The 14,309-nt window shown below is 42.6% G+C and carries 10 protein-coding genes; 7 read left to right on the top strand and 3 right to left on the bottom strand.

The features are described 5' to 3' along the window. On the top strand, window positions 1-210 hold a 210-nt coding region (locus tag HMPREF0670_RS17130), incomplete at its 5' end, for a hypothetical protein (RefSeq protein WP_232213907.1). 179 nt (window positions 211-389) lie between these two features. Here HMPREF0670_RS17130 and HMPREF0670_RS10415 read toward each other — a convergent pair. The 3 genes from HMPREF0670_RS10415 to tnpC form a co-directional block, all read right to left on the bottom strand. Beyond that, a complete protein-coding gene (locus HMPREF0670_RS10415; RefSeq protein ID WP_232213906.1) occupies window positions 390-920 on the bottom strand; it encodes a hypothetical protein in 531 nt (176 codons plus the stop codon). A gap of 347 nt (window positions 921-1,267) precedes the next feature. Beyond that, window positions 1,268-2,155, bottom strand: coding sequence for a hypothetical protein (locus HMPREF0670_RS10405; RefSeq protein WP_009231120.1), 888 nt, complete (start codon window positions 2,153-2,155; stop codon window positions 1,268-1,270). Window positions 2,156-2,198: 43 nt separating this feature from the next. After that, window positions 2,199-3,611: an IS66 family transposase gene (tnpC, locus tag HMPREF0670_RS10400; RefSeq protein ID WP_009231119.1), complete on the bottom strand. Its 1,413-nt coding sequence runs from the start codon at window positions 3,609-3,611 to the stop codon at window positions 2,199-2,201. A gap of 556 nt (window positions 3,612-4,167) precedes the next feature. Between tnpC and HMPREF0670_RS10395 the strand changes: the two genes are divergently transcribed. The 6 genes from HMPREF0670_RS10395 to HMPREF0670_RS15800 all read left to right on the top strand — a co-directional run. Beyond that, window positions 4,168-4,398 carry a helix-turn-helix transcriptional regulator gene (locus HMPREF0670_RS10395; protein ID WP_044078137.1) on the top strand — a complete coding sequence of 77 codons (231 nt, stop codon included), beginning with the start codon at window positions 4,168-4,170 and terminating at the stop codon, window positions 4,396-4,398. A gap of 10 nt (window positions 4,399-4,408) precedes the next feature. Next, entirely contained in the window at window positions 4,409-6,055 is a 1,647-nt protein-coding gene (locus HMPREF0670_RS10390) for an Eco57I restriction-modification methylase domain-containing protein (protein ID WP_009231117.1), read from the top strand. Beyond that, a complete protein-coding gene (locus HMPREF0670_RS10385; protein ID WP_009231116.1) occupies window positions 6,042-7,154 on the top strand; it encodes a DNA cytosine methyltransferase in 1,113 nt (370 codons plus the stop codon). The genes HMPREF0670_RS10390 and HMPREF0670_RS10385 overlap by 14 nt, the downstream gene beginning before the upstream one ends. Beyond that, window positions 7,141-9,372: an McrB family protein gene (locus HMPREF0670_RS16735; protein ID WP_198009297.1), complete on the top strand. Its 2,232-nt coding sequence runs from the start codon at window positions 7,141-7,143 to the stop codon at window positions 9,370-9,372. Before HMPREF0670_RS10385 ends, HMPREF0670_RS16735 begins: the two co-directional genes overlap by 14 nt. Before the next feature lie 15 nt (window positions 9,373-9,387). Continuing rightward, window positions 9,388-11,829, top strand: coding sequence for a DUF2357 domain-containing protein (locus HMPREF0670_RS10375; protein ID WP_044078136.1), 2,442 nt, complete (start codon window positions 9,388-9,390; stop codon window positions 11,827-11,829). A gap of 1,734 nt (window positions 11,830-13,563) precedes the next feature. Further along, window positions 13,564-14,309, top strand: a 746-nt coding sequence (locus HMPREF0670_RS15800) for a TonB-dependent receptor plug domain-containing protein (RefSeq protein ID WP_232213905.1), incomplete at its 3' end; no start/stop codon positions are given.

Raw genomic sequence — 14,309 nt, 5'->3', positions numbered from 1 at the left:
TTTATAGGGTTGGAAGATGCAGAGCTTCATCATCCCACGGCCATTCAATACACATTGTATTATCTGGTCAGTGCCGTCTTATTTGCACTTTCTTGGTTGTTGTTGAATCATCAATACAAGAAAAGTTCGGCTTTTTCTGGCCGAGTGCTTTACGGTTTCCTTTTGGCCTTAGACATCGCCATCATCTTGATATGCGCCACTGCTCTTTAAACCCCAGTCGGTTCGTTACGCAGCTTGTCAACTATTTTAAGCCGTTTCCTTCGCTTCCTGTTCATCTTTCGTTTGCTTGACGGCATCTTAACTTTTCTCTTTCTCATCTTTTCGTCGGCATCGGTATAAATGCCATATAGCTCCCTACCGCCCAACTTGTCTGTGCGTTGCCTACCATTCTATTGGATGAAACAGTTTCTGTTAGAGAAAAACTCAGTTAGTTTCGCACCGTTCTTTTTCTGCCGATGCCACCGACGATAGTCTGCAATAAACAGTGCTATTGTTAAGTAAAACAGGATTCCAACCGCTGCCCCTAAGGTATCAAGACAAGGACGCGTGAACGAAACGACAACAGGACTAGCTATTGTTTCGCCATTGATAATCAGTCCTTCCGTGTAAACAATCCTGTCGTCATTAAACGCATTGTCTTCGTCTTCGTCTTGGTCTTGCTTTTGAGAAAGATAAAAGGTTATGGTGTCTCCGAAATGAATGTGGTGCCTGTCTACCTTAAATGTCGGTGGAAACAAAAGAAAAATCCTTGAAAGCGTTTCGTAGTATTGCGAATAAGCGTGCAAACTGTCGTCCTCCAATACAAAGGTTGTTTTCCAACCAGACCCTGTATTAGTGGTGTGTACCCAATTTACCACACCAGACTTAGTGGGAAGATTGCGATTTACCGACGTAAAGCCAGTATGATAATATGCCAACATACTCGGAATAAGCATTACGAGTACGATAATTCGAAAAGGTATGCCGCAACACGTGAATGAAGAGCCAACTTTAAATTTATGCTTTAATTTCATATATCTCCATTTTGTTTGTGGTTCTGCTTTAATGATTATAAGCCTGCCTTATTTATTTTGAAGGCCGTTTCATCAGTTGTGTTTATGTTGCGCACGCTAAATTTACAATAGATAAACCTTGCCTGTCTGTTTTTGTGGTTTCTCTGGATGGGGTGTCCTGGCCTTTTTGTTGTTTCTTCCTGCACCTCATTTCTTTCTACTACCATTGGTGCAAGCCGCATAAAAATCTACTGGTACCCATGCCTTTATTATTTCTAAACTAGTTCTATCTTACAAACCACGTCTGCCGAAACGGGCGAAACATACTCGGACATGTCCCACTCTATCGAGACAGGCCAACCATGCGAGGCATCTCTAGTAACGGTACACATGAACTGCACCCGATATTTTCCCATTTGTTTCTTCAAGAAAGGAAACAAACTAAGAAACTTAGCCTCCATCTTGTGGGCATTAGATTCGGCAGTTTTGTTCTTAAAAACCTGTAAGGTCGTCGGGGCGTAAGGGTCGTGTACCATTTCATCGCGAATGATATTCAAGTCGATGCCCATTGTGGGAATCAGGATGGATGTTGTTCTCCATCCCCAGCACTCTCTATTGCCTGTTGCTTTCTCAAACGAAAACAGTCCCATCCCCAAGGCCTTATACAGCGTGGCTTTGTTCAGTTGTTTTGCAAAGTGTGCCGCTCCCATGCCATATACCTCGTCGCCATCGTGCATAATCTTCGCCATCCCGTTCGAGTTAGGGTTCATGCGGCTCTTTACGTCCTGCCATTTGGTGTACAACTCGTCATATTTCAGCACGCTTTTTATGCGCCCGTAGCGGTCTATGGCCAGTGTCAAGTACGCTTGTATGTCGTTCACTTGGTCCCTCAGTTGCAAGTATTCTTCTGGCATGTCCGTCAAACCATAATTGTTTTCTCGTCTGGTTATATGCACATCCATGATGTTGCGACCTTCGGAAATGTGCAGAAAGTCGATGGTAACGTTCATATCCGACGAGCATTCAATCAGCCGCCTGTCTTCAGCGATGTATTTTGTTTCTATGTTAACATGATATTCCCTTACCTTCTTGTCCATTACGATATCAAGAGCCCCTCGCACATCTTTCAATTCGCTAGGTTCATTTGATTTAGATTTCTCCATAATAACTATTCAGCAATCTCGCATACTTTCCTTTTGTAGTCCCTTATAATGAAAGGATGGTACTAATGGCTTGCAGTTGCGATTGTTTATTTTTCCACGCAGTATCGGCAATAGAGTGTATGGCAAAGAAGGCGTCTGCTCCTTTGTCTGCCCTGAATGTCCCTGATATCTTCTGTTTTATTTTGAGTTTTCGGGTTCCCCTTTCGCTTGCATTGTTGTCGGGAGGTATCATGGGATTTTCTAAGAAGTTGAAGATGTAGTCCCTACATTTTACGAGCCCTTTCCTCAGCCTTTCAAACTTGTCATTCAAGTGGAGCAAATTTGCCTTGAGCAATTCGTCAAGCCTGTCGGTCCAGGATTCCTTTTCAACGGTCTCTTCCGGTTGCACGTTCCTTTGGTGGATGGCGGCACGAAGCAGGTTGGTCACATCCTTTGACCAACGTTGACTTTCATCCAGTTCCGTCAGGTACTCAAGCTCCCTTAAGAGGTGGGCAAGGCACACTTGGTGGTTGAGAAAGTCGAGCACGAAATAAGCGCTGTGCCTGTCCGTTACGGCAACCATCCGTTGCAACGCGTCTCCAAATCTCTCTTCAAGAACCTTTGAGGAACGGCCGGTGGCGCGGAAACAGAGCGTTATGTACGCCGTCTGTGCTATCCAGGCCCAATCCAGCCGCTTGTTGTTGTAGCAGCCCGACTCGTCAAAACCGACGACTGGCGATTGCTTAAGCAGATTTTCAAGCAACTGGATGGCCGGCCGCGACTTCCTCAACGTCTCTTGTACGAAGTTCGCTATCGTACCCTGGCTCATGTGGACGGAGAACACCTCGTCCATCAGGGAGGCCAACCTTTCGAAGGGGACACACTGCACCACGTTGAGGTAAGTTACGATCGCCTTGATGTTCCTGCCAAAAGTTATTTGGCTGCCGCGGCGGCGAGGGGCGTAGCCCTTGTTGCAGCATCCGCACGTGCATGTTTTCTTGTAATGCCGGTATTCCGTTGTTATGGGAGCGACGGCAGGCAAATCCACCACTTGGCTCACATAGTCCAATTCGCCTTCGACGCACGACAGGTCCCGCCCGCAGTTGCGGCAGTATTCACTCATGCGCTCCTCTATGGCATCGGGATGTTCGACCATCTCCTTGCCGCGTGCCTCGTGCTCCGGCTGGCCGCCAGGTTTAAGGCCGCTTGGGGTACGCAGTGATTTGGTGCGACGCACCACCTCGTCTTTCATGCTTTCCTTAGAAGGGGGAGTGCTGCTGTTGTTCGAGTTCTTGTCAGGGCTTTCATATTTGGAAAGGCGTTTCCGTAAGATGCGGTTCTCGTTGGTCAACCTGTTTATGTTACGGTTGAGGCTGGCTATCTCCGTGTGCTGGGCGTCAATGGTCTCTTGCATTGACTGCACCTGAGATGTCAAGCTTTTAAGCATTGCCGATATGTCCGTAACTGTCTCTTTCATAATTGTAAAGGTACAAAAAACATTTGGATTACGCAAATAAAAGCGCAGCTAAATCATAGTTGTTGAATAAAAAGGAGGATGTGCCACAATATAGGACGAAAGCTAAGGAAAATAGACCACCCAAGGAGGGCGTGGAGTGGAGTGACGTTATTGTTGAATAGTTGCATACATGCGATGATTTAAACTTAATGGGTTTACTGTCACTAAATTGTTGAAAAACAACGGCATGTGCAACTTTTATCTGTATTTATTGATTCGATTTTATTCTGGCAACGGGTTGGAATTGGACTAAAGAAGAAATCCGCAAGGCTGAAAATTACAGCAAACTGACAGCTTTCTAGCCATTATTTCCGCTAGAAAAGAGCGATGAGCAAGGCATGTTTTGTAAATTTTCAAGACTGCCAATTGATGAATCTGTGAGTTAACAAGTTTGTGAGTTCATAAGTTCATCAGCTCATAAGCAATACAAAAAAGAGTGATAAAGTGCAACTTTCTTCGGAGTGTTACATAGTAAGTGAATCTTTTTCATTATTTTTGCGCCATTAAACTCAAAGAGATGGAAGATATAAATCGCCTTAAGGTTCTCCTCGTAGAGAAGAAACGAACTAGTAAATGGTTGGCAGAACAGCTAGGCGTGAATCCAACCACAGTGTCAAAGTGGTGTACAAACTCTTCTCAACCCGATCTTAGTAACTTGCTGAGAATTGCAGATCTCTTAGATGTTGATATAAGGGAACTATTTGTGAGAGAATATAAACGACATTTGCTGTCGCAGGAAACAAAGTAAACATCTTGGCATGTTAAATTCATATTTACTTAGCAATTTAAAGCGGTTGATAAGGGGTGTATTAAATTCATTTTCTTATAATACGGAGAAAGAGCATGCCGTATTAAATGCCTTAGCCACCATTATAGACGAGCCCATAGACGTTTTATGTACTGATAGCCTTGACATTACTGAGTTTCAATTACAGGCTGCATCATTAAATGAAAAAACCAACAAGCGTAAGGTCAAGGGCGTTTTCTATACAGATGATGATGTCGTTCAATATATAATTGGTAATGCATTTCTCAACTTTATTCAAAATGACATGTCCAATGTATTCCCCTTGGACGATTGTGTAAAACTTATTTTGGCGGCGAATGGAAATTCTACTAACGCCTTGTTGAAAGCGTCTGTATTTGACCCGACTTGTGGAACAGGGCAATTCCTTTTAGCGGCTCTCATGATTAAGGTTTCTATCCTTGAGGAAAAAGGAGAATTAAACGATGCGTTGATATTGAAACTGTTGGCTACTATTCATGGTAATGACATAGATAAGCTTTCAACAGAAATTGCTATGGTACGATTGTTCCTTTTTGTTGTGCCATTGCTTTCTGATTTAAAGTCATTTAATAAGGCTGCAACAACGTTGGTAAGCAACTTTACCACAGTTGACTACGTGCGGTCTGCCATGTCCGAAAAATCATACAATATCATTATAGGTAATCCCCCATATATTGAATATGGGAAATTAGATGAACGCCCACCTATACTTCTCAGCAACACATATGCAAATGTTGTCTTTAATTCTCTAGGGCAACTTACCAGCAATGGAGTGATGGCATATATCATTCCTTTATCTTTTGTCTCAACTCCACGAATGAAGAGGTTGCGTAAAGAAGTTAAAGACCTATCTAAAAAGATGATGGTTATTAACTTTGCAGACAGACCCGACTGCCTATTCGTACAAGTTCATCAAAAGTTGTCAATACTCTTAGCTGTAAAGGGCAGGAAGAAGTGCAAAACATACTCTTCAAACTATTATTATTGGTATAAATCTGAGCGGATAAACCTGTTTGATGAATGCAAAGTACATCCTTCAAAATATGAGATTGACAGCTATATACCTAAAATAGGCAATAAGATAGAAGAATCTATCTTTGATAAAATCATAAAAAGTAAAGAAGAGGCAGAACTTTTGAAACTTCAAGTTTCTAAAAATAATGGCAAGAATGTCTATCTCAATATGCGTGGCACATTTTGGATGAAGGCCTTTGACAAGAATCCAGGCTCAAATGAGTACAAGGCATATTGTTTCTCAAAAGAATTTCAGCCATACGTCATTTGCATATTGAATTCAAGTCTGTTTTTTTTCTTTTGGATCGTCGTTTCTGATTGTTGGCATATCACTGGTAAGGAGCTTGGCAACATCAAGGTGCGAACAGATATTGATTTAACACCATTCAAGGAACTTGCAAGAAAACTTCTCGATAAGCTTGAAAAGACAAAGAAATACATAGGAACTGTACAATGTGATTATGAATATAAACACAAATATTGTAAAGAAGAGATTAATGCGATTGACGATACGTTAGCAGAAGTTTATGGCTTAACACAATGCGAGCTTGATTATATCAAAGCATACCAACTAAAGTATAGGATGAGCGATGGGGAAGAATAGCGTAATAGATTTGTTTGCAGGGTGCGGCGGTTTCTCAATTGGATTTGAGAAAGCCGGATTCCACGTAACAAAAGCAGTTGAAATAGATAAGCAAATTGCTCATACGTATTCTATGAATCACGCAAATGTGCTTATGCTGAACGATGACATTGGCAGTGTAGACAACGAATACAACTTTACCAGAGGAGAAGCCGAGGTAATTGTGGGCGGACCTCCGTGCCAAGGTTTTTCAATGGCTGGAGCACGTATAAGGAAAAACGGCTTTATTGACGACCCTCGTAATTATCTTTTTAAACACTATCTCAATGTGGTAAAGATAGTACGCCCCAAAGTGTTTGTGTTCGAAAATGTCAAAGGTATTCTTTCGATGAAAAAAGGAGAGATTTTTCGAGAGATTGTAAGTGCATTTTCAAACCCGGCGAACTTTGATGGCAACCATTACTTCATTAATTATAAAACTGTCAAAGCCATAGAATTTGGAGTTCCTGAGAAGAGAGAGAGACTTTTTGTTATTGGTACATTAAATAAAAGTATTGAACTTGAAAAGTTAGAGCAGTTGACAAGGACGCAAATCTTAGCAGAAAATCCCTCTTTCTTTGACGATGTAACTGTTGGCGATGCCATAGCGGGGCTGCCAATGCCATCGGAAGATGGAATGATAGAGAATCCACGTCCATGTAACCGCTATCAAGAGTACCTATGTTCAAAAAACGACACTCTTACCAACCATAAGGCAACAATACATACTGAAACTGCTGTGGGAAGAATGCGCCAAATTCAAAAAGGGCAAAACTGGACTTCGCTCGAAGAGGAAATACGTTCTGTTCATAGTGGGTCTTATGGTAGAATGTCGTGGGACGAGCCGTCTGCAACAATAACCACAAGGTTTGACACCCCCTCTGGAGGTAGGTTTACCCATCCCGAAGAGAATAGAACAATAACACCGAGAGAAGCAGCAAGAATACAATCTTTTCCAGACGATTTTGTCTTTTATGGTTCAAAATCTTCTATTTGCAAGCAGATCGGCAATGCAGTTCCTCCCAAGCTTTCTTTTTTTATCGCAAGTCTAATAAAAAATATAATATATGAGCATAGCTGAAGAAGTTTTATCTACACTCAAAGATGATGATGTTTGGTACTTTGCCAAGCAAGATGCAAGTTTTGACAATGTTTACCAAGCTGTAAGACTTTTCGATAATGCCCCTAAGGGTGAAAGTCCATCAAGTTATTATCAAAGTGTAGCATCCAATAACGGGCTCGATTCTAATGTTCGAATCCTGTCGGTTGCCCAACTTATGGGGCTACTCACAAAGTCCTCACCTTTCAGCAGAGCGCATTACGATGTGGAAAAGCCTACCCCTGCATTTCGGGAATTGGAAAGACACCCTGTGGGCTCAAGAGAATACAACGCTATCAAGACGGAGCAGTTGTTAAAAATTCGCATGAAGGCAATTACAGACACTCGTGCTACAGACGATTATGGAATTTACCCATTCCTCTTTATTGCAGAAGTTCTATGGCGTCTAAGTCTCAAAGGAATTAGAAAAATACCAAGAAAAGCCTTCTTTCAGTATGTTATGACTTCAAAAGCACATGAGAACTTGGAAAGTTGCGTTAAGATACTAAGTCAAGAAGAAAAGGATATAGCTATTGATGAAGATAAGGTAAAGAAGTTCATGAGTGATAGTAGAGTTGAGACTATTATCAAAGGCAATATGCGCTTATTCAACATTGATAGCAAATATGTGAGAATTGACGATAACTTCGTTAATTATTATTCGTACTTCTTTAATGGCCCTTACAAAGGTATTGTTGCATTGCTTTATAGCATTGTCGATGACGTTGCGAAGTATCAAGACATTCTTACGAGGAACATAGGTATATCTTTAAATTTTATTGATGCACCAGAAATAAAACCTGACGGTTCGCCTTCTTTGTCAATTTTGCCGCTTACAAAGATAAAGAATAGTTCTTCATTAAGTTTCCTAACGGCAATACGCACTAAACCATTTATACTTCTTGCAGGCATCTCGGGTACAGGGAAAAGCCGCATTGTTAGGGAGTTTGCTTTTAAGTCGTGTCCTAAATGTTTGCAAGATAAGGACGGGACAACGCCAGGAAACTATTGCATGATTGAAGTGAAGCCCAATTGGCACGACTCAACAGAACTGTTGGGTTATTACAGTAATCTTAGTAAAGGCTATCAGTTCAAAAAGTTTGTGAAGTTCTTGGTGAAAGCAAAGATGTACCCCAAAGTGCCGTTCTTTGTTTGCCTTGACGAGATGAATTTGGCGCCAGTAGAGCAATACTTTGCGGAGATACTAAGTATTTTGGAAACTCGCAAGCATCCAAAAGATACCGAGACGGGCAAGGTGGATATGAGCACCGTTAAGACAGAGGTAATTGTGGATGCACGTTATTTCCGTGAACTGTCTGAAATGAGCCATTGCAGAAACATTGAAACAGGAGAAACTGCTACTACGGGATTGACAGATAAAGCTATTTATCTGAAGTTGTTTGGTATCAATACCAAAGACGCTATTGAAAAAGAGGAGATTGACGATGAGGTTGGTGTCCGCCAAGATTTGACAACAGAAGGACTTGCCTTGCCAGACAATGTTGTTGTCATAGGCACTGTGAACATGGATGACACTACACACCAATTCTCTCGTAAGGTTATTGACCGAGCTATGACAATCGAAATGAATGGCGGCAATTTGCGAAACATGTTTGGGGGTAGCAAAAACTTAGAATATCTTCCGGAGAAAGAACAGAAAGCGTGGCAGGATGCTTTCGTTCGCCGATATGTAACAGCGGACGAGGTGTTGGATGCACATCCAGATGAGGCAAAAAAGCTTGTTGAAATCTTACCCGCAAGATTAGAAGAAATCAACAATGCCTTGAAAGGAACACCCTTTGAGGTAAGTTATCGCGTATTGAACGAACTTGCGGTCATGGTGGGTGTAATGCTTGATGACAATAAGGATGATAAGGAACTTGATGACATCATCAATCAGGCTGTAAATTATATTTTGCTGATGAAGGTTCTTCCTCGTATTGAGGGCGATACGGAAATGTTTGCTTTGTCGAAAGAATACAAGGCAAAGATGGGGGTTAATTATGTTGACCGCTTGGAGTGGCTGAAAAACATTGCTCCAGACCTTAGGAAGGTAACCAAAGATGGGGTTTCGGGAGACGAGGAAACAGTGGAAAGTGGTGAAAAAGAACTTAAAGGTCAACAGAACACCTCCAAAGATAAAATACAAGAAATGATAGACCGTCTGAATAATCAAGATTTCACACGTTTCTGGCCTTAAAGACATTTCGTACATATGCAGAAAGAGGTTTTAAGATTTGTTCATCCAGACTATGAAGTGATTGTCCGCACACGGGATATCAGCTATTCATGGGAACGGTTTAAAGGACGTATCGATTATACGCGGTTTACTAACCCTGAACTCGTTGAACCCGACAAGTACTGCCGCTATACATCGAAGGATAGCTGCAAACTTTGCCTATACAACCCTATCGCAGAATGTAAGACTGATGACAAGGTTGTTGTTAAGTTCCCTGAAAGCAAAGAGTGGGACAATCTTTGGCCGGTTATCTTTGAAACGTGCAAATATCAAGTGCGTTTGCTCTTTCATGGTTTAGACAAAGAGTCTATGCCAGAAATTCGCCACGTGCGGAAGGATGTTGAAGACAGTTTCTTCTATGATGAGGAACTGAATGGAAGAGATGAGAAATCTCTGACAGGAGAACTTGACTTTATAAATGAGCCGGGAGTGTTCAAGTTAGATTTCTCATATCAGAAGAACGGAATTCGCAAAGAGGCCTATGTTACCTTTGATGTCGTTTCGCCTAAGTTGGATACCAAGAACGACTATAAGTCTTTGCTTAGAGAGGTAAACAAGGAATATGAAGATGTGATTTATCGCTATCTGAGCATTACGCTCCAGCAATTCGCACGTGGACGATTGAACTCGGATGCCACTTGGATGGCTGCTTTTCAAAGCGTGGTGGATGATTACATTAAAAATGTAAAGAGAGTGATACAGAATCCACATTCGCAGATTGCCATCTATCGGACGTCAAGGAAAGCCGAACAGATAAAGTTTTGGACACCGACGATGGAAGAACGTTATGGCGAAGTTAAGAAAGAAGGAAAACTGGAAGAGTGTTACTTTGATTATAATGAAGTGCGTTCGACTCAAAACACGATGGAAAACCGTTTTGTCAAGCATACACTACAAACCATTGGCAAAAGACTCTCGACGGTGATTACGACAATACTCAACGCTACGCAGGAAGAACTTTCTGAAAGACATCGCCAGATGTGGAAGGACTATCAGACTTCGCTCTACAAACTCGCCAAACACCCTTTCTTTAAGTCTATTGAACGTTTTGACGGGATGGCACAAGAGAGTTTGGTGCTACAAAACCGAACAGGCTACCAACAGATATATAAAGACTGGTTGAAACTGAAACGAGGGATAGACTTCTACAATGGTGCAGCTAATATTGGCACCTTGCAAATATGGGAAATCTATGAGTTATGGTGTTTTATCAAGATGAAGAAACTGGTGGCTGAAGTTTTGGGCATTGACAAGGGTAAACCATCTCACAAACAGCTTATCACAGAACCCAAGGGAACGTTGCTCAACCCGTTTGAAAAGTCTTCGTCGGAGCACGTTGTTGAATACCATTATCCGAAAGCAGAAGAAACAGACACTGATGAACGTAAAGCTGAATTAACTGCTCATGAAGGCGACGTTGTAACCTTGCATTATCAGCATACGTTCAGCCGCTCTAGTGGAAAGGACGGGTATGGCATGGGGATTAATACGGCAACCACAGAACAACGTCCGGATATCGTTCTCAATATTCGTAAGGCCTCGGGTGAGGTGGTGTTGACATATCTATATGATGCAAAGTATCGCGTTATTAATGATAAGAAGTTGGATGCTGATTTTGAGGAACAAGACATGAGCGAGAATATGGCAATGCCAGGTGGCGACTATCCTCCCACCGATGCTGTTAATCAGATGCATCGTTACCGTGATGCTATCTATTACAGCAAGGAGCATGAACCTTATCGCTCAAAAGAGATAATTGGTGGTTACATCCTTTTTCCAGGGCGCGGGGATGACGAATATGTCAAGAAACGCTATTACAGTGCAAGTGTGGAAAGTGTCAACATTGGAGCGTTCCCGCTTCTGCCAAACAGCTATTCGCTGTTGAAAAAGCATTTGGAAGACATACTGATGAAGTATGCTAGTTCGGAAATGCATGTTGCGAAAGCAAAACCACAACGGACATTGGCTTATGTAACAGAGGAAGAGAAAGCGGGCATGTCGTCCGAAGATTTGGTCATGATTGCTGTGGCTGGTAGTGAAGAAAAACGTCAATGGACGTTTGAAAAACTATGGTTTAACATTCCGCTTGACAAGATTGCAGATTCTCCTTGGAACCTGGCAAAGTATCTTCTATTAAAAGTCAAAGGAGAACGAACTGTTGGCAATCTATGCAGGATAGTTCGTACAAAGCACGATGTGTGGACAAGCGAACATTTGAAACAATCAGGATATCCTGATACTCCGAGCCATCCTGCCTATTTCATGATTCGAATTAGGAAACCAAATGATACAGAGCGGGAGTTAAAAAAACAAATCTTCAATGTGAGGGATGTTCCTGTTATATATCGGGGAAATAAGAAAATGTCTTTTATTTTGGTAAAGATGAAGGATTTGCAATGTTTAGCAGATACAGTATAAATGTAATAGAACGACAATGGATAAAATATACTTGAAACCATCTTGACTTTTCTATCTTTTTTATCTTCTTCAGAAGAATTAGTATAAATGAGATATAGTTCCATCTGTTTTCCGTGGAAGTTACCTTCCCTTATTCACGTTTAAGCTTAACTTGTAAACTCATGAGCCCACACGATAAGGTTCATAAATCCATAAGTCCACAACGTTAAAGCCTTACGACATACTTTACAAAACACATCCTCTTCGCCACCACCTTCTAGCGAAGCGAGCGGCCATTTTGCATGCAATTAGGCGTTATTTTCAGCCCAACACCTTATATCATTACGCCAATTTTAAGAACACAACCTGCGTTTTGTACCATTTTGCCTTTCTATTTTGGTTGCCGACCCGTAATTTTTCAAGCCCAAATATCCGCTTTTTACCCCTAAAACGCCCCTTTTTGATGCCCATTTCGCCCTTTTTACCCCTGTTTTTAATGGCTCGGAGGGGTTTTGTTTATACCATTTCAGCGGATATTTATGCACATCGACCGGCATTTTGCAGGAAATTGCACTGCATTTTGCACCATTTTACCTTGCGTTTAGCACCAAAACGCACTCCATTTAGCACCAAAACGCAGTGTATTTTGCATCAAAACGCAGTGTATTTTGCACTAAAACGCAGTGTATTTAGCATCAAATGGCCCAAAATCGGGTGAGAACGGCGGCTGCTTAAAATAAATATTCATTTTGCCTGCATGTACAACTGCCCCCATTTTGCATCAAAACAAACCTCCGCGAGAATCGATTTTTTGCGCCCCGCTAACGATTGGCGAGCAAAAACGGCACTCGCAATGTTAAAAAGCGTACTGAAAAATTTACAAAACACAAGTTGACGAGTTAATAGATTAACGGGCTAACGAACACACAAGTTGACGAGTTGACGAACATACAAGTAGACAAGTTGACGAGTTTACAGGTTTACAAGTAGGCAAGTTGGCGAGTGGAACGAGTAGGCAAGCTAACAAGTTGACAAACGTACGAATTGACCAATCAGCCAAGTTATAATAAATCAGGGTTGCATTTGGAAAGCTATAGGCACGCCGTAAGCAAAGCAAAGTATTCCTTTCCCCCTGCGTAAGAGTGTGTTGATGCCATGCTATGCGCATCTTGCAATCTCCCAACAACAATTTCCCAAAAACAATAAAGCGGCAAGCGTTGAGGTCTATCCTGTTCTTGCAATCTCCTAACAACAATTTTCCAAAAACAATTCTGTTTGGCTATAACATGTTGATGAGCGAACAAGTTAGCCAAACAACCCGTTAACAAGCGGGTAATGCGCAAAGCACATCACCCTCCTCTCCCCTGGGAGAGGGGCTGAGGGTGAGGCCTTTTCTCGCCCCTAACTATTAATTAATATTAAAACAACAAACAAAATTCATTATCTATACTTTCGTTTGGTTTCTTTTTGCTTATCTTTGCATCGTAAACAATCAGTAAAAGCGTTGTTGGTTGCCACCGGCACAACCGCTTAACCTGCCACAAGGCCAATTGTAGGGAACCATGAACAGCCCGCAATACATGCATACCCATAAACAATTAAATGCCGCGCGCATTGAACAACGTTACCTACCAGCGGCCAAAAGGCAATGACAAAGGCGAGTTTTAAAACCAGCCGTAATGGACTTTTAGAACCAACCTGTAATCAAACTTCACCCCCAGATACGGGGAAACTTAACTTAATAACATGACCGTTATGAGAGGAAAAGGGTTTTATCTCGCGGTGCTGCTCGCACTGCTACTCCCGCCCCTGTGCTTGATGGCACAACAAACGGGCGAAAGAACAATCGTGGGTTCGGTTGTCGATGCTGCCACCAATGAGGCCTTGCAGGGCGTTACGGTGCTGGCAAAAGGCAGCGGAGCCGGAACCACCACCGATGCCAACGGCAATTTCTCGTTGCGATTGGCCCGAACAGACAACGTGCTGCTGTTTTCGTACGTGGGATATGCCCCACAAAGCGTTAACGTAGCAGGCAAACAAAACATCACCGTTACGATGAGCGAAACGGCTAACGCCGTTGGCGAAGTGGTTGTGGTGGGCTACGGAACGCAAAAGAAGAAAGACGTTACGGGCGCCATCTCGGTGGTAGACATGAAAGAGGTGAACAAGCTGTCGGCTTCTACCTTGGCACACGCCTTGCAAGGGCAAGTGGCCGGCGTAGACGTAACCAGCTTTTCGGGTGCGCCTGGTTCGGGAATTACCGTTAGGGTGCGCGGCATTGGCACGCTGAACGATTCGGACCCGCTCTTCGTGGTAGACGGAATGATGGTGGGCGACATCAACTTCCTGAACACAAACGACATTGAGAGTGTGCAAGTGCTTAAAGATGCCTCGGCAACGGCCATCTATGGCGCACGCGGTGCCAACGGCGTGGTGATTATAACCACCAAACGCGGCTCGCAAGGCAAGGCCACCATCAACCTTTCGGCCTATTACGGCAT

The sequence above is a fragment of the Prevotella sp. oral taxon 317 str. F0108 genome (genome assembly GCF_000162415.1).
Taxonomy (GTDB): Bacteria; Bacteroidota; Bacteroidia; order Bacteroidales; family Bacteroidaceae; genus Prevotella; species Prevotella conceptionensis.
The sequence above is the reverse complement of the archived record's forward strand: the minus strand, read 5'-3'. Positions and strand labels throughout refer to the sequence as shown.